11 protein-coding genes are annotated in these 16,840 nt (G+C 42.6%); 7 read left to right on the top strand and 4 right to left on the bottom strand.

Annotated features, from left to right (window positions below; all coding sequences use genetic code 11):
* Window positions 1–86: 86 nt before the first annotated feature.
* From CXF95_RS13605 to CXF95_RS13595, 3 genes are all read left to right on the top strand, one after another.
* Complete coding sequence (locus CXF95_RS13605) at window positions 87–2,768, top strand: TonB-dependent receptor (protein WP_101199178.1); 2,682 nt, start codon at window positions 87–89, stop codon at window positions 2,766–2,768.
* 293 nt (window positions 2,769–3,061) lie between these two features.
* Window positions 3,062–4,702: a BCCT family transporter gene (locus CXF95_RS13600; RefSeq protein WP_198556586.1), complete on the top strand. Its 1,641-nt coding sequence runs from the start codon at window positions 3,062–3,064 to the stop codon at window positions 4,700–4,702.
* A gap of 181 nt (window positions 4,703–4,883) precedes the next feature.
* A complete protein-coding gene (locus tag CXF95_RS13595) occupies window positions 4,884–6,257 on the top strand; it encodes an L-serine ammonia-lyase (protein WP_101199177.1) in 1,374 nt (457 codons plus the stop codon).
* 463 nt (window positions 6,258–6,720) lie between these two features.
* Here CXF95_RS13595 and ltrA read toward each other — a convergent pair whose 3' ends face one another.
* The 4 genes from ltrA to CXF95_RS13570 form a co-directional block, all read right to left on the bottom strand.
* The gene (ltrA, locus tag CXF95_RS13590; protein ID WP_232787834.1) at window positions 6,721–7,962 is read right to left on the bottom strand and encodes a group II intron reverse transcriptase/maturase; all 1,242 of its coding nucleotides are present in this window, start codon (window positions 7,960–7,962) and stop codon (window positions 6,721–6,723) included.
* A 247-nt stretch (window positions 7,963–8,209) separates the two neighbouring features.
* Complete coding sequence (locus CXF95_RS13585; protein ID WP_101199148.1) at window positions 8,210–8,392, bottom strand: hypothetical protein; 183 nt, start codon at window positions 8,390–8,392, stop codon at window positions 8,210–8,212.
* A gap of 364 nt (window positions 8,393–8,756) precedes the next feature.
* Window positions 8,757–9,794: a recombinase RecA gene (gene recA / locus CXF95_RS13575; RefSeq protein WP_255418917.1), complete on the bottom strand. Its 1,038-nt coding sequence runs from the start codon at window positions 9,792–9,794 to the stop codon at window positions 8,757–8,759.
* 154 nt (window positions 9,795–9,948) lie between these two features.
* A complete protein-coding gene (locus tag CXF95_RS13570) occupies window positions 9,949–10,434 on the bottom strand; it encodes a CinA family protein (protein ID WP_101199176.1) in 486 nt (161 codons plus the stop codon).
* An 81-nt stretch (window positions 10,435–10,515) separates the two neighbouring features.
* On the opposite strand from CXF95_RS13570, the gene mutS reads away from it, so the two are divergent.
* From mutS to eno, 4 genes are all read left to right on the top strand, one after another.
* Window positions 10,516–13,134 carry a DNA mismatch repair protein MutS gene (mutS, locus tag CXF95_RS13565; RefSeq protein ID WP_198556585.1) on the top strand — a complete coding sequence of 873 codons (2,619 nt, stop codon included), beginning with the start codon at window positions 10,516–10,518 and terminating at the stop codon, window positions 13,132–13,134.
* A gap of 35 nt (window positions 13,135–13,169) precedes the next feature.
* Window positions 13,170–13,556, top strand: a complete 387-nt coding sequence (locus CXF95_RS13560) for an MAPEG family protein (RefSeq protein ID WP_101199174.1) — start codon at window positions 13,170–13,172, stop codon at window positions 13,554–13,556.
* Window positions 13,557–13,809: 253 nt separating this feature from the next.
* The gene (locus CXF95_RS13555) at window positions 13,810–15,441 is read left to right on the top strand and encodes a CTP synthase (protein ID WP_101199173.1); all 1,632 of its coding nucleotides are present in this window, start codon (window positions 13,810–13,812) and stop codon (window positions 15,439–15,441) included.
* A 15-nt stretch (window positions 15,442–15,456) separates the two neighbouring features.
* On the top strand, window positions 15,457–16,749 hold the full coding sequence (gene eno, locus CXF95_RS13550; RefSeq protein ID WP_101199172.1) for a phosphopyruvate hydratase: 1,293 nt from the start codon (window positions 15,457–15,459) through the stop codon (window positions 16,747–16,749).
* Window positions 16,750–16,840: the final 91 nt, after the last annotated feature.

The raw sequence follows: 16,840 nt of genomic DNA, 5'->3' as shown, positions 1-16,840 counted from the left end.
TTAACAACCATGTCATGGAAAAAGGACTTTCTAATGCATCTAAAAATGAAATGCCATCAATTATAATAACTAAAAGAGATACACGCATGAAACTAACAAAACTGAACTGCGCAATTTTAACAGCATTAGCCACCAGCCAACTTGTACATGGGCAAGATGCAACGTCTGTCCCAAAAAAAAGTAAAGCACAAATTGAAACTATTGAAGTAACCGCCACTAAAAGAACAGAATCAATACAGGATGTGCCTGTTTCTGTTTCTGCGTTAAACGGTGAAGCGTTAGAAGTTCTTGGCATTGAAAGCTTTAGTGATTACGTAGAATTTCTACCGAACGTTGTTTTCCAAGGCACTGGCCCCGGTCAAAATGAGATTTATATCCGAGGTGCAGCCACTACACAAACCAATATCTCAGTATCTTCAGTGCAGGCATTACAACCGTCCGTTGCGTTTTATCTCGATGAACAACCCGTTTCCATGCAAGGAAGAAACTTAGACGTTTATGCTGCAGATATGGAAAGAATCGAAGTATTGCCTGGTCCACAAGGCACTCTCTTCGGTGCAAGTTCACAGTCAGGCACAGTGCGCATGATCAGTAAAAAACCTGATCACTCTGGTTTTGCTGCGGGCATGGATGTGAATATTGGTAGTACTAAAGGCGGCGAAATGAGTAATTCCGTTGAAGCTTTTATGAACTTTACACCTACCGATGAGCTGGCACTTCGCGTAGTCGCTTACAATGACAAACAAGGTGGATGGATTGACAATATCCTGAATAAACCTGGCCAAGGCGGCTACATTGGCAGCGCAGTTGTTATTGACAGAATATCAGGTGGTCCCCTTAGCGATCCACTCAATACGCCTGTTGAGTCACCTGAAAATGGCAGATTAGTAGAAGATGATACCAACGATGCCATTTATGCAGGTGTTAGATTTGGTATGTCGTATTTGATCAATAACGATTGGTCTTTGTTGGTGCAACACACCGCTCAATCTCTAGAAACCGAAGGCGTATTCTCTTACGACCCAAATCTTGAAGGTGAAAGCTCTGTTAACCGTTTTACACCTGAAGACAATGATGATGAATTCGGACTCACCACTTGGACGTTAAAAGGTCGTTTAGACAAGCTTGATATAGTGTACACAGGTGGTTATCTAGATCGTGAAATCAGCTCTACCATCGATTACACCGGTTATACCAACGGTGGTTTGTTCTCAGCTTATTATGTATGTAGCTATGGCACTTTTAATGATGGCGTCGTTGCCCCAGAAGATGAACGCTGCCTTGATCCTACTAAATACTACAAAGAACAAACAGATACCTCACGTATAACGCACGAACTTCGGTTTAATACCGATGTAGACAACGCGTGGCGTGTCACTGCTGGTATTTTCTATGATGACCAAGAGCTTGAAACTATTGGTCAATTCAATATTGCCAATACAGAATTAGGCGCGTTCACTGATTTAGGCAGAACACTGCCAGGCTCTGAAGGTATTAACAGCAACGGCGGACCGTTCGAGTCAGGCATTAGTTTTGTTAATGATGTCACGCATACTATCGAACAAATTGCCGTATTTGGTCAGGTTGAATACGATTTAACCGATAAATTAACGGCTACTTTAGGCGCGCGTTGGTATCAAATTGATGACATATTTAAAGGCTCAACAACAAGCACTGATGTTAGCCGTAGAATTCGTGCCTTTGGTACTCAAGACCCTGCAGAACTAGACTTAGCAACGGGTGGTGATGGCCCTGGGGTACTTCAAGCAGCTATTGCAAGTGGCCAGTTGGACGTAAGTTTATTAGACGATAGCGGCACATTAACAGTCGATGATACTATCTTTAAAGCCTCGTTAGATTACAAAATGAATGACGATATACTGTTTTTCACTACTTACTCAGAAGGATTTAGACCACCGGTTACCAACCGTCAAGGTGGTGACCTTGCGAGTAATCAAAGTGGTGCATTTAATGGCTTCAGAATACCCGTTTACTCTACTACCGATAGCCTTGATAACTTCGAGATAGGCATGAAAGGTGACTTTTTAGACGGTATTTTACGAGTTAATGCTACTGCTTTTTACTCTGAAATCACCGATTTACAAACGTCACGTTTTGACCCAACCAATATTAGCTTTTTAGTCTTTACCGATAATGTGGGTGATGCAGAGATAAAAGGGGTAGATGCTGATATTACGTGGTTAGCCTCAGACAACTTAGTCATCAACGCGGCCTTTAGTTTACTCGATACAGAATTAACCCGGGTTAACGCTGAACTAGTAGGTATTGCTCCAGGGATAGGCGCACAACTGCCCTATTCAGCTGAGTTTTCGGGTAATATTCGCGCACGTTATTATTTCGAACTTGATAACGGTTACGACGGTTATTTCAATGCATCTGTCAGCTACACAGGTGACCGTTTAGCCGGAATGTCTATGGATGCTTATGTTACCGAAGACGCGACACGATTGATCTACGGTACTGGCTCAGGCTTACCTATTCAAAATGAAGCGGCAACGTATGACGGTTCTTCATTTTTAAACTCGAATGGCGATGTTTTCCAAGGTGGACGTTACATTCAAGAAAGCTATGCGATTACTAATGTATCTGTTGGCATCACCAAAGACGACTGGAAAGCTGAGCTATATATAGATAACCTGACTGACGAAAGCGCTGTGCTTTATATTGATACACAGCAATTTACGCCAAAGGTTGTGACTAACCGTCCTCGCACATTAGGATTGAGACTATCTTACGATTTCTATTAGACACATTGTTTAGAGTGATTACAGAGGTCAGTCCTGACTTACCTTTGTCATCAACTTAAACAGTTCTGCGATGATTCTGCACCTGTGCATTTTATCTACACATAAAAACTAATTAATTAAATAAATAAATAAAAGCGTCAACTCAAATAATATGCATAGCTAAATAATCTCGTTTAGCTATGCATATAAGGAGTAGTTGCTGGTTTAACTGTAACTATTTTTTGGTTTTTTTTGATTTACCATAAAAATAGTAACGTTTTTTTGCCTTAACATGAGTAGGTTGGCTTATCACTATGCCCAAGTATGGTCTATTGAAAAACATGAATCCGGTCACATCCCTTATATCTATGGCCCTAGTAATAATGTTTTTGTTAGCCGGTATATTTTTTACTGAAGGCTCAGCACTACTTTTTCATACTATTTCAAACTGGATATTAGATTATCTAAAATGGTATTACATAGGCATAGTCACTTCGATTTTATTCTTCTGTATCTGGTTATCCTTCAGTCGCCATGGCAAATTGCGCCTTGGTGACGATGATTCACGCCCGGAATACGGTAATTTCGCCTGGTTTTCTATGCTGTTTAGCGCTGGTATGGGCATAGGCCTGATGTTCTGGTCTATCGCTGAGCCAATCACCCACTTTCAAAGTAATCCTTTTGTAGAGCAAGGGCTTACCCCAGAGGCCGCGCAAGTAGCCATGCGCTTAACTTTTTTTCATTGGGGCCTACATCCTTGGGCGATTTACGTAGTTGTAGGGCTATCGCTATCCTACTTTAGTTATCGTAAAAAATTACCTCTGACTATACGCTCTTCGCTATATCCGCTGATTGGCAATAAAATATATGGCCCAATAGGTCACACCGTAGATATTCTGGCGGTATTTGGCACTATATTTGGCGTTGCAACATCTCTTGGCTTAGGTGTCACCCAAATGAATACCGGGCTTAACCTTATGTTTGGCATGGATATATCTCTGGGTAACCAGATATTACTCATTGGCGTAATATCAAGTATCGCTACGCTATCTGTGGTATCGGGCGTGGGTCGCGGCGTCAAGATCCTATCTGAAGTCAATATGTGGTTAAGTGCAGGCATACTGGTATTTTTACTCTGTTTCGGCCCCACTCGATTTTTGTTGGGTAGTTTGATACAAAATATCGGCGACTACTTGAGTAACCTGTTGTCATTGAGCACGTGGACCGACTCCTATACCGACAGCAAATGGCAATCATCTTGGACTGCTTTTTATTGGGGATGGTGGATGGCCTGGGCTCCTTTTGTAGGTATGTTTATCGCACGAGTGTCTAAGGGGCGTACCATTCGAGAGTTTATTATCGGTGTATTACTGGTGCCAAGTTTACTAGGTTTTATCTGGCTAACCTTATTTGGTAGTACCGCACTGTACTTGGAACTATTCCATCAGATTACTAATTCAAGTGGTGAGTTAGTAGCCGTTGTTGGTCAGGCAGGGGTAGTTGACGCAGTTAATTCCGATATCACGGCCGCTCTATATGTAACCCTGGAAAACCTTGATAATGGTTTTTTCGGTACCCTTGCGGCCTTTACTGCCACCTTATTAATTTCCACTTATTTCATCACCTCCTCTGATTCAGGCACCTTGGTCATTACCACTATTTTATCTATGGGTGACGAAAACCCACCACTTGGACACCGAGTCCTCTGGGGTTTAGGTGAAGGTGCCGTGGCTGCAATCTTATTGCTCGTTGGCGGACTTGCTGCTTTACAAACAGCGGCCATTATTGTTGCCCTACCGTTTTCGATGGTCATGATCATTATGATGTGGGGCTTAGTCAAAGCCTTACGTCAGGAGAACCAATATCATCCACAGCTTATACAAGAGCAATACAGGGAGACTTTTACGAGTCAAATCCTGACAGAAAAAGTTGTGCCTGATACTGAACTAAATTAAAAAGGACAGAGATTGACTTAAGGCCTCAGCTATTTTTGATTCAGCTGTTAATGTCTTTTAAATATACCATGCTGTCTTATTTAGGCTGTTTATTGTCTTTATTAGAAATGCGCTACTGCAATACAAAACGTTAAATAATCGCCAGTAATTTGCGTTTTTAGTTAACTTAATAGAGAAAACCATGATCAGTGTGTTTGATATGTTTAGTATAGGTATTGGCCCCTCCAGTTCGCATACAGTTGGACCCATGCGTGCTGGCAGAGAGTTTTGTCTGCAACTTAAAGAACAAGGACTATTTGAGCAAACAGATGAGCTAAAAATAGAACTATTTGGCTCTCTGGGACAAACGGGTAAAGGCCATGGCACCGGAAAAGCCGTGATTTTAGGATTACAGGGTCTCACACCAGAATCCATAGATATAAACTTAGTAGATGCACTATTACTCAAAGTAGATGATAAGCAAACACTAGACTTAAACGGTGAAAAAGCGATCAACTTTGCTCGAGAAGGATCCATAGTGTTTCATCGACGTAAAACTTTGCCCTTACATGCAAATGGGCTGACATTTCATGCCTTAAGTGGGAAAAAAATCATTGCAAGTCAAAGTTATTATTCCATTGGCGGTGGTTTTATTCTTCGAGAAGAAGATTTTCATAAGGAAAAAGTCAGCGCACTACAACACGACATACAGCCAGTGCCCTATTCATTTTCTTCCGCCGAGGAATTACTCGGTTTATGTAAAGAGCATGGCTTATGTATTAGTTCATTAATGTTAAAGAATGAGCAAGTATTTCAGACTCAAACCGAAATTAAACAAAAACTTTGGCACATATGGCAAGTAATGCAAGAGTGTGTTCAAAATGGAATTAAAAACGAAGGTATACTGCCCGGTGGATTAAAGGTTACACGCCGCGCACCTAAACTTTACCGTCGCTTGCAAAACGAAAATAGCACCGATCCAATGCAAGCCATGGATTGGGTCAACCTATTTGCCCTAGCTGTGAATGAAGAAAACGCGGCGGGCGGAAAAGTGGTCACCGCCCCGACTAATGGTGCTGCAGGTATCATCCCAGCGGTGTTGCATTACTTTGACAAATTTGTGCGCCCAGTAGATGAAGACATAGTGTCACGGTATTTTTTGACTGCCGCCGCCATTGGCATTTTATACAAAAAAAATGCTTCTATCTCAGGAGCTGAAGTCGGGTGTCAAGGGGAAGTGGGTGTAGCTTGCTCTATGGCTGCAGGCGCGCTCACTGAAATACTAGGAGGTACAGTTAACGAAGTAGAAAACGCAGCAGAAATAGGCATGGAACATAATCTAGGTTTGACGTGCGATCCTGTGGGTGGTTTGGTGCAGGTACCATGTATAGAGCGAAATGCAATGGGTTCAATTAAAGCTATTAACGCCTCAAGACTAGCCTTACGCGGTAGCGGTGATCACAAGGTATCACTGGACAAGGTGATCAAAACCATGTGGGAAACGGGTAATGACATGAAATCCAAATACAAAGAAACTGCCCGAGGTGGACTGGCCGTGAATATTATTGAGTGTTAATAGCTAAACAACAACGTTTCCCTTAGCCTACCCCAATGAAACATTATCAGGCACTTCCTGTTTTTTGGAGGGGTACTAGAAAATCCCAAAAATTCTAAGTGTCTCGTCTAGTTAATTAATCACATCAGGTGTTTATACTTGCATTACTGTGTACATCTAAACTGGGAGTATAAAGATCGAACACCACAGACAATATAGATCAATAGATGGACAAAAATTGGCCGTAATATCTTTAAAAAAAATTAAAAGTACGATTCAACAGGCTGCAACATATAAATATTTTAAATGATTTAGCGAACTAAGTTTAATTTGTAGTTGTGCTTAGTTGATTTAAGACTTCCCTAATTTTCAAACCGCATATCGAGTAGGGTGAGGCTTATGCCTCATCCCTCTCACAGAACCGTACGTACGGGCCTCGTATACGGCTCATGCGTACTATAAAACCACCAAGGGTGATAACAAGTTAGTCATAGAATACCCTATCAATGTGATAAAGCCCTATTTCATCGAACCAGCTATTCTTCATGGCAATAGTCGCCATTGGACAATTCGCATTGCGCCATGACGCCATTTTTATGAAGACACACTTTCCTTTGAAGCCAAGTTGCCTTAGTCGTCTATGAAGACGAGCTGGGCGTTTCCACAACTTCAATTGAATAGCGCGCATGCGTCTTCTTATCCATTTCATCAAGCTCACAAACTCTCGCTTGCAATTGGCTATCTTAAAATAATGTGCGAACCCTCTTAGCACAGGGGTTAACCGTTTAATGATATCTATCAGCGGTTTCCCTGTATTACGCTTAGTGAGCTGCTTCACTCGCTGCTTGAAGTTAACCAGTTTCTTAGGTTGAATTCGGGTATATTGTGTCCCAATTTCGACTCCGAGGAACTTAACACCATCATCACTGTGCGTGATATGGGTTTTGGTCTTATTCACAACAAGTTGTAAATCATCCTCTAAAATAGTCGTGGCAATGTTCAAGGCATGCTCTGCGCCTACTCGGCTGATGCATAACACTAAAATATCATCCGCATAACGCACTATTCGGTGCCCTCTGCGTTTCATTTCTTGGTCGAATGCATCAAGGTAAATGTTCGATAACAACGGACTGATTACCCCGCCTTGCGGACTGCCTTTGATAGTCGGTATCACTTCGTTACCTTCCATCACACCACTGGATAAAAACTGTTGGATTAATTTCAGCACACTGCCATCTGTGACTTTGCACTTAACGCCTTTGAGTATTAACTCATGGGATAAACGGTCAAAGCACTTTGACAAGTCCATATCCACGACCCAACGCCGACCATATTGCCTTATAAACAATGTGGCCTTGTTAATCGCATCATGGCAACTTCGCTTCGGGCGATATCCATAGCTAGATGGATGAAAATCCTTATCGAAGATGGGCTGCAATATCGTTAATAACGCTTGTTGGACGATGCGGTCTCGCACTGTCGGTATCCCAAGCAATCGCATACTGCCATCTTCTTTGGGTATTTCTACCCGACGTACAGGCTGCGCTTGGTAGGTTTTACCTTTCAGTTCGAGCAGTAAAATATGAAGATTGCTCTGCAAGTCAGCTGCAAAATCGCTTAGGCTCTGCCCATCTATTCCGGCCGCACCTTTCGCCCTTGCCACTTGTTTATAAGCCGCTTCTAATGCTTGCGCATGTAACAATCGACCATAAAGACTGTAGAACATTTCCACCCTCACCTTTAACTTGTGGTCGTTGTCTTGGCTTTATCATCATTGTGGCTGACAACTTCACTTGTTTCTCAAACGTGCTAGCCCCTTAATCGGGGCAATCTACTTGAGCGTTAACAAGCTAATCCAATACTCGGCTCTTCACCACAGTCCACTTATTCCTAAGCAACCATTAGCAAGATGTCTGTGCCCGTCGGCACACTTATGAGTCCACAACACTTCAAAAAAAAAGAACAACAGACACTTATAGTACACTTCCCCCCTTCGCAACAGACAACACCTTTTGAGTATTGCCTGCTCTGTTGAACACACTGCCAACAGTCGGTCTGGTTTTATCCTCCACACCATTACTGGCTTTCACAGGCCTGACCTTACTCACTACTACGGGTTCATCTGCCACCTCCCACCAATCTGTACCTTGAATCACTTCTTGGATACAAACTTCCAGTTACACTGGAAATGATGTCAGGCTTCCCCAGTTACTGCACTGGCTCCCTATTAGCTATTCCACCCTCAAACACGTAATGGGTCTGATTGAGTATTGGGCGTTGCGCTATTTTGCACGCTTACCCACCCACCACGCCGAAACAGGTTCGCTTACGCTGTGTATCGCTAACTTCCTATGGCTTCCTTCACACCCCACCGTTAGCCAGTGACGCACTTACCATTCGGATTATCTTCCCCTCAATCGGGGTGATTCAGGTTTCTTTCAACCTGACGGGTTTGCCAGCTTCGCTGGGCAAACAAAAAAACCCGCAAATATAGCGGGGTTTTTAGTTTTAATATTCACATTACCCGGCGTCGGTGTCGGCTTTTTTTACAGTTTCATCAGCTTCTACTGGCTTTGACAATAACAATTCTCTTAAACGCTTATCAAGATCTTTAGCCATATCAGGGTGTTCTTTTAAGTAACCAATTGAATTTGCTTTACCTTGACCTATTCGCTCACCATTGCAGCTATACCAAGCGCCGGCTTTCTCAACCATTTTATGGGTGACACCTAAATCAATGAGTTCTCCGAGGCTGTTAATACCTTCGCCATACATGATTTGAAACTCAGCTTGCTTGAAAGGCGGGGCAATTTTATTCTTTACCACTTTTACGCGGGTTTCATTACCGACTATCTCATCGCCGGATTTAACCGCACCAATGCGGCGAATGTCTAAACGTACCGAAGCATAAAACTTCAAGGCGTTACCGCCAGTAGTCGTTTCAGGACTTCCAAACATAACCCCAATTTTCATTCGAATTTGGTTAATGAAAATAAGCATAGTGTTCGAATTTTTTAAGTTACCCGTTAGCTTACGCATAGCTTGGCTCATCATTCTGGCGGCAAGACCCATGTGTGAATCACCGATGTCGCCTTCAATTTCAGCTTTAGGCGTCAGCGCTGCAACCGAATCCACTACTATTACATCGACGGCACCAGAGCGGGTTAACATATCGCAAATTTCAAGTGCTTGTTCACCGGTATCAGGTTGCGACACTAAAAGTTCATTTACATCGACACCCAATTTTTTGGCGTAAATTGGGTCAAGGGCATGCTCAGCATCAATAAAAGCACACACTTTACCGTTACGCTGTGCTTCGGCAATGACTTCAAGAGTCAGGGTAGTTTTACCACTGGATTCTGGTCCGTATATTTCAACGATACGTCCTAAGGGTAAGCCACCAGCACCGAGAGCTATATCTAAACCAAGAGAGCCCGTTGAAATAGTTTCAACGTCCATGGTTTTGTTGTCGCCCAGCTTCATTATAGAGCCTTTACCGAATTGTTTTTCGATTTGACCTAAGGCAGCAGTTAACGCTCTGGTTTTGTTGTCATCCATCAGAATGTCCTTGTGATTAAAGCGTGTTGAAGATTTGTTCTTCAACACTAATATGATTCAGTAATAGGTTTCGAAGTATACTGTATGGTTATACAGTTACAAGTGAAATGTAGAAATAATTTTTAGGGCGCTTGGTCATTTTTTTCATCATTGTTTATTTTTTCAACAACATTAATGTATTTGATAAAGCAAACTCAATAGCTTTTATTCTAACAGCTTGCCTGTTTCCCGTAATCAGAAGTTTTTGACTGATGCTCTGCCCGTTAATATAAAAACCAAACCAGACGGTGCCTACCGGCTTATTGGGTGTGCCGCCGTCGGGGCCTGCAACACCACTAATAGCAATAGCCACTTCAGCATTGGCGTTTTTTGCAGCACCTTCAGCCATTTCTTCGACGGTTTGTGCCGACACGGCTCCATGCTGAATTAAAGTATCCTCACTTACCCCTAATAGTTCTTGTTTAGCGTCATTTGAATAGGTGATAAAACCTTTTTTAAACCATGCTGAGCTTCCAGAAATACTTGTGATGGCGTATCCTACCCCACCTCCTGTGCATGATTCAGCACAAGAGATTTGCCAACCTTTAGCAGAAAGTGTATTTCCTAAACGTTGCGCTAATTGGGTAATGTCTTCAGTCATATGGGCAACCTAAATATGTGATATCTAATGATGAATATGTCACGCCAGCCATCAGATAAAAAGAATAAAGTAATCTCTATTATGCCATCGAACAATTTTTCAGAGCAAACACCCATTAGCCCCGCGCTGCAAACTCACACCCCTATGATGCAGCAATATTTAAAGATAAAGGCTGAACATCCAGACATATTACTATTTTATCGCATGGGTGATTTTTATGAGCTGTTTTTTGATGACGCCAAGAAAGCTTCAGAATTACTCGATATATCTTTAACCGCTAGAGGTAAATCAGGCGGCAATGCGATCCCTATGGCTGGAGTCCCCTATCATGCAGTGGAAAATTACCTCGCTCGTTTGGTTAAAATGGGGCAGTCGGTGGCCATTGTCGAACAAGTGGGCGATCCTGCAACAAGCAAAGGCCCAGTAGACAGAAAAGTCCAACGTATTGTCACCCCAGGCACTGTCTCGGATGAAGCATTGTTAGAAGATAAGCAAGACAGCATTTTAGCCGCGGTAGTGAGTGTCAAACAAAAGAACAACATCTACTTCGGCTATGCCACATTAGATGTCACCACGGGTCGTTTTACACTGTGTGAACCTAAAGATGCTGAAGCACTGGCAGCTGAAATTCAGCGCACCAATCCAGTAGAATTATTGTATCCAGAAGATTTTGCTTTCCAACATATTATTGAACAACGCAAAGGATTGAGACGCCGTCCACAGTGGGAGTTTGATTTTGACACTGCCACTAAGCAGTTAAATCAACAGTTTGGTACTAAAGAGCTAACTGGATTTGGTGTTACAGCCAACAAAATAGGGTTGTGCGCGGCAGGTTGCGTGATGCAATATGTTAAAGACACACAAAGAAGTGCCCTGCCCCATATTCGTAATATCGTGCTCGAGACAGAATCCGATACCGTATTGATGGATGCTGCCACTAGACGCAATTTAGAATTAACTCAAAACCTATCAGGTGGTAAAGAACACACGCTTGCCAGTGTCTTAGACAATGCAGCAACGCCAATGGGTAGTCGGTTGTTACAACGCTGGCTTCATCGCCCTTTAACCAATGTAAGCATACTTAAGCAACGTCAGTTAAATATTAAATCACTTATTAATAGTGATTATCCGCAATTACAAAGCAATCTCAAACAAGTCGGAGACATGCAGCGAGTATTGGCCCGCTTAGCACTTCGCTCAGCAAGACCCAGAGATTTTGTCAGGCTCAGACAAGCTTTTATGTTGTTACCTGATATTCAAGGTTTTGTCACCGACCAATCGGCAGAGTCTGCCAACGCTGGCTTGATGCAATTGGCAAATGACATCAGTCAGTTCCCTAGTTTTGCAGATTTACTCAACAACGCGATACAAGAAGCCCCCCCTGTTTTAATTCGTGATGGCGGAGTCATAAAAACTGGCTATAACCCAGAGCTTGATGAACTTCGCGCCTTGTCCAAAGGGGCCACCGATTATTTAGATGAATTAGAACAGCGCGAAAAAGACCGTACCGGCATTTCTACTCTAAAGGTCGGATATAACCGAGTGCATGGATATTTTATCGAGGTTAGCCGTAGTTACGCCGACAAAGTACCCGCTGATTATGTTCGTCGCCAAACCCTAAAAAATAATGAACGCTATATCATTCAGGAATTAAAAGAGCACGAAGACAAAGTGCTCACCAGTCAAAGTAAATCATTGGCCTTAGAAAAGCGCCTCTACGACGAACTGTTCGATATATTAATGCCTGAATTAGCGAATTTGATGCAAAGCGCTGATGCCATAGCCGAACTCGATGTGCTGACTAATTTAGCCGAACGAGCCGAAACGTTAAATTACCATTGCCCTGAACTCAGCGAAAAGAGTGGAATTCACTTCGATCAAGGTCGCCATCCCGTAGTCGAGCATGTAATGAAGACCCCCTTTATAGCCAACCCTATTGCAGTCAATCCCCACAGACGTATGTTGGTAATAACTGGCCCTAACATGGGAGGTAAGTCAACCTATATGCGCCAAACTGCATTAATAGTGTTGATGGCATATATTGGTAGTTTTATACCGGCTGAAAATGCACAAATAGGCCCTATCGACCGAATATTTACTCGTATTGGTGCATCCGATGATTTAGCATCAGGTCGTTCGACCTTTATGGTAGAAATGACCGAAACCGCTAATATCCTAAATAATGCCACATCCAATAGCTTAGTGTTAATGGACGAAATAGGCCGTGGTACTAGTACCTATGATGGCTTATCACTGGCATGGGCCTGTGCTGAATACCTGGCGATCAACCTTCAGTCTTATACATTATTCGCCACTCATTACTTTGAACTGACGCAATTAGCCGAAGATATGCCTGAACTGGCTAATGTACACCTAGATGCGGTGGAGCACGAAGAAGCGATCCGTTTTATGCATGCGGTACAAGAAGGCGCCGCCAACAAAAGTTACGGCTTACAGGTAGCTCAACTAGCCGGGGTGCCTAGAAGTGTAATTCAGCAAGCAAAACGTAAATTAGCAGAGTTAGAAAGCCAACCAGTATCTAACAATCAGCCATCTTTTAGGCAAGAGCAACAACTCAACCTACTTACTTCTGTAGATGAGTTGCGCCTGAGTCTAAACCAAATTAATCCAGACGATTTAACCCCTAAACAGGCGTTAGAATATTTATATCAACTAAAAACCTTGGCTGCGGAAAATTAAACATCAACGCCATCACATTAACCAAAGGATACACTGTGGAATTACCAGCAATTGTGACACTTATAGCTTTATTGGAATATTTATTTTTTGCCTTCAAAGTCGGTTTTAGTCGGGAAAAATATAACGTGCTAGCGCCTGCTGTGTCAGGCAACCCTATATGGGAAAGGCTGTACCGCGTTCAACTCAACACCCTTGAACAATTAATCGTATTTTTACCTTCGTTGTGGATTTTTTCATATTTGGTCAGTCCCTCAATAGGCGCCGCAATTGGCATTTTATTTATAGTAGGCCGACCTATTTACTATATCAGTTATGTCAAAGATCCTCGCAGCCGAGCCCTTGGTTTTATCATGGGATTTTTCGCTAACCTTGCATTAATAGTGGGTGGTTTGGGCGGAGCGATATATAGCATAATGGCATAATCGGTACTAGACAAAATACTAATCGCCATAAGTAATTACCCTCTGAGCAAATACTTATGGTGATTGCTATATGATATTCACTAAATTGAAATACCTTATGTCTTTTATTTTAGATTAATCTTTGTCTGAGATGGCATTTTTTAGTACAATGTTACTCCGTCCGGTAATGGTTTTTTTCTTGGCTTTTTAACAAGGAAATTCAAACCACACTTTACAACACCTATTCAATTTAAACGCCTTTATTAGGGTTATCATGACACATTATATTTTCGTCACAGGTGGTGTTGTTTCATCACTTGGAAAAGGTATTGCGGCAGCCTCGCTTGCAGCAATTCTAGAAGCTAGAGGCTTAAACGTCACTATGCTAAAGCTTGACCCTTATATCAACGTTGACCCAGGCACTATGAGTCCAATTCAGCACGGTGAAGTGTTTGTCACCGATGATGGTGCTGAAACAGACTTAGACTTAGGTCATTACGAACGTTTTATTCGTACCCGTATGACTAAACGTAATAACTTCACTACAGGCCGAGTATACGAAGAAGTGCTCAAGCGAGAGCGTCGTGGCGATTATTTAGGTGCCACCATTCAGGTTATTCCCCACATCACTAATGAAATTAAACGCCGGATTATTGCTGGCTCAGAAGGTGTAGATGTAGCCATAGTCGAAATTGGCGGCACTGTAGGTGATATTGAATCACAACCTTTTATTGAAGCAATTCGTCAATTAGGCGTAGAAGTTGGCCGTAACCGAGCGATGTTTATGCATCTTACGTTAGTGCCTTATCTCGCAGTAACGGCTGAAGTCAAAACCAAACCTACGCAACATTCGGTGAAAGAATTGCGCTCGGTTGGGGTGCAACCGGATATTCTAGTGTGCCGCTCTGAAGTGCCTTTACCTTCTAATGAACGACAAAAGATAGCGTTGTTTACCAATGTCATAGACAAAGCTGTTATTTCCCTAAGAGACGCTGACAGTATTTACAAAATCCCCGCCATGCTTAAAGCCCAAGGCTTGGATGAATTAGTGGTTGAACGTTTTGGTTTGGAATGCCCTGAAGCCGATCTGACTGAATGGGAACAAGTACTTTACGCAGAGTCGAACCCGACGGGTGAAGTCACCATAGGTATGGTGGGTAAATATGTTGAACTGCCCGATGCTTACAAATCTGTTAATGAAGCCCTAAAACATGCCGGCTTAAAAAATCGATTGACGGTGAAGATTAGGTACATAGACTCACAAGATATAGAGAGCAAAGGCGAACAAATATTACAAGGTCTTGATGCCATTCTGGTACCCGGTGGTTTTGGTGAGCGTGGTATTGAAGGCAAAATCGCAGCAGCTAAGTATGCTCGTGAAAATCAGATCCCATATTTGGGTATTTGTTTAGGTATGCAAATAGCATTAATTGAGTATGCGCGCAATGTGGCGGGCATGGAAAATGCTAACAGTACAGAGTTTGATCCTGATACTCCCTTCCCCGTTGTCGGTCTTATTACCGAATGGTTAGATGCAGCTGGCACCACAGAGTCTCGTAGCGAAAGCTCAGACTTAGGGGGCACAATGCGTTTAGGCAGTCAGCTATGCCATTTACTTCCAGGTAGCAAAGTACATGATATGTATGGTGCCAGCGAAATATACGAACGTCATAGACACAGATACGAAGTAAATAATAACTTACGTGACAAAGTCGAAGCTGCGGGATTAAAAGTCACGGGACTATCTGCTGACAAACGCTTAGTAGAAGTCATCGAAATTCCCGAGCATCCTTGGTTTGTAGCTGGACAATTTCACCCAGAATTCAACTCAACACCTCGCGACGGACACCCTCTTTTTACAGGGTTTGTGAAGGCCGCAGGCGAATATTTTAAGAATCACAATTAATATAAGGCAACAATAATGTCAAAGATAAACAAAATTATCGCTCGTGAAATCATGGACTCACGTGGTAACCCAACAGTAGAAGCAGATGTGTATTTAGACTCTGGTGCTATGGGTAGAGCAGCTGCGCCTTCAGGTGCTTCAACGGGTTCACGTGAAGCTTTAGAATTACGTGATGGCGACAAAAGCCGGTATTTAGGTAAAGGGGTATTAAAAGCCGTTGCTGCAATCAACAACGATATTCAAGCAGCCTTGTTAGGCAAAGATGCCGTTGACCAAGCCTCTATTGATAAAATCATGATCGATTTAGACGGTACTGAAAACAAAGAAAAATTTGGTGCCAATGCCATATTAGCTGTTTCACTGGCAGCAGCTAAAGCCGCCGCTATCCATAAAAAAATCCCTCTTTATCAACATATCTCAGAGTTAAACGGCACACCTGGTGTATACAGTATGCCTGTGCCTATGATGAACATCATCAATGGCGGCGAACATGCCGATAATAACGTTGATATTCAGGAATTCATGGTGCAGCCAGTGGGTGTAACGAGCTTTAAAGAAGCATTGCGTACTGGTGCTGAAATTTTCCATTCTTTGAAAAAAGTGTTGAGTGATAAAGGCTTAAACACCGCCGTAGGTGATGAAGGTGGCTTTGCACCAAACCTTGGTTCAAACGAAGAAGCTTTGACTGTCATCATTGAAGCAGTTGAAAAAGCCGGCTACGTGATGGACAAAGACGTAACTTTGGCTATGGATTGTGCAGCATCAGAATTTTACGTAGATGGTAAATATGATCTCAAAGGCGAAGGCAAAGTCTTCGATTCTGAAGGTTTTGGTGATTTCCTTGCTGACCTATCTAGAAAGTACCCTATCATTTCTATTGAAGATGGCCTTGACGAAAGTGACTGGGATGGCTGGGCAAGTTTAACCAAGAAAATTGGCGACAAAGTACAATTGGTGGGTGATGACTTGTTCGTAACCAACACAAAAATACTTAAGCGCGGTATCGACAATGGTATCGGTAACTCGATCCTAATCAAATTCAACCAGATTGGTACATTAACCGAAACCCTAGAGGCCATCCGTATGGCTCAGGCAGCTGGTTTCACCGTGGTTATCTCTCACCGTAGTGGTGAAACTGAAGATTCGACTATCGCTGATTTAGCGGTAGGTACTGCAGCAGGTCAAATCAAGACCGGTTCATTATGTCGTTCTGACCGTGTTGCTAAGTACAACCAATTGTTACGTATTGAACAAGAGTTAGGTGCCAGCGTAAGTTATAACGGCCGAAAAGAAATTAAAGGTCAATAAACCGTTTCTTAATAGATAATTGAATGTGTAGATAATAAAACTGCAAATTCAACGGTATAGAGTATAAAATGGTCAGCTAACGCTGGCCATT

This window comes from Paraglaciecola sp. MB-3u-78 (genome assembly GCF_002835935.1).
Lineage (GTDB): Bacteria > Pseudomonadota > Gammaproteobacteria > Enterobacterales > Alteromonadaceae > Paraglaciecola.
Note: the sequence above shows the minus strand (reverse complement) of the source record. Positions and strands in the feature narration are given on the sequence as shown.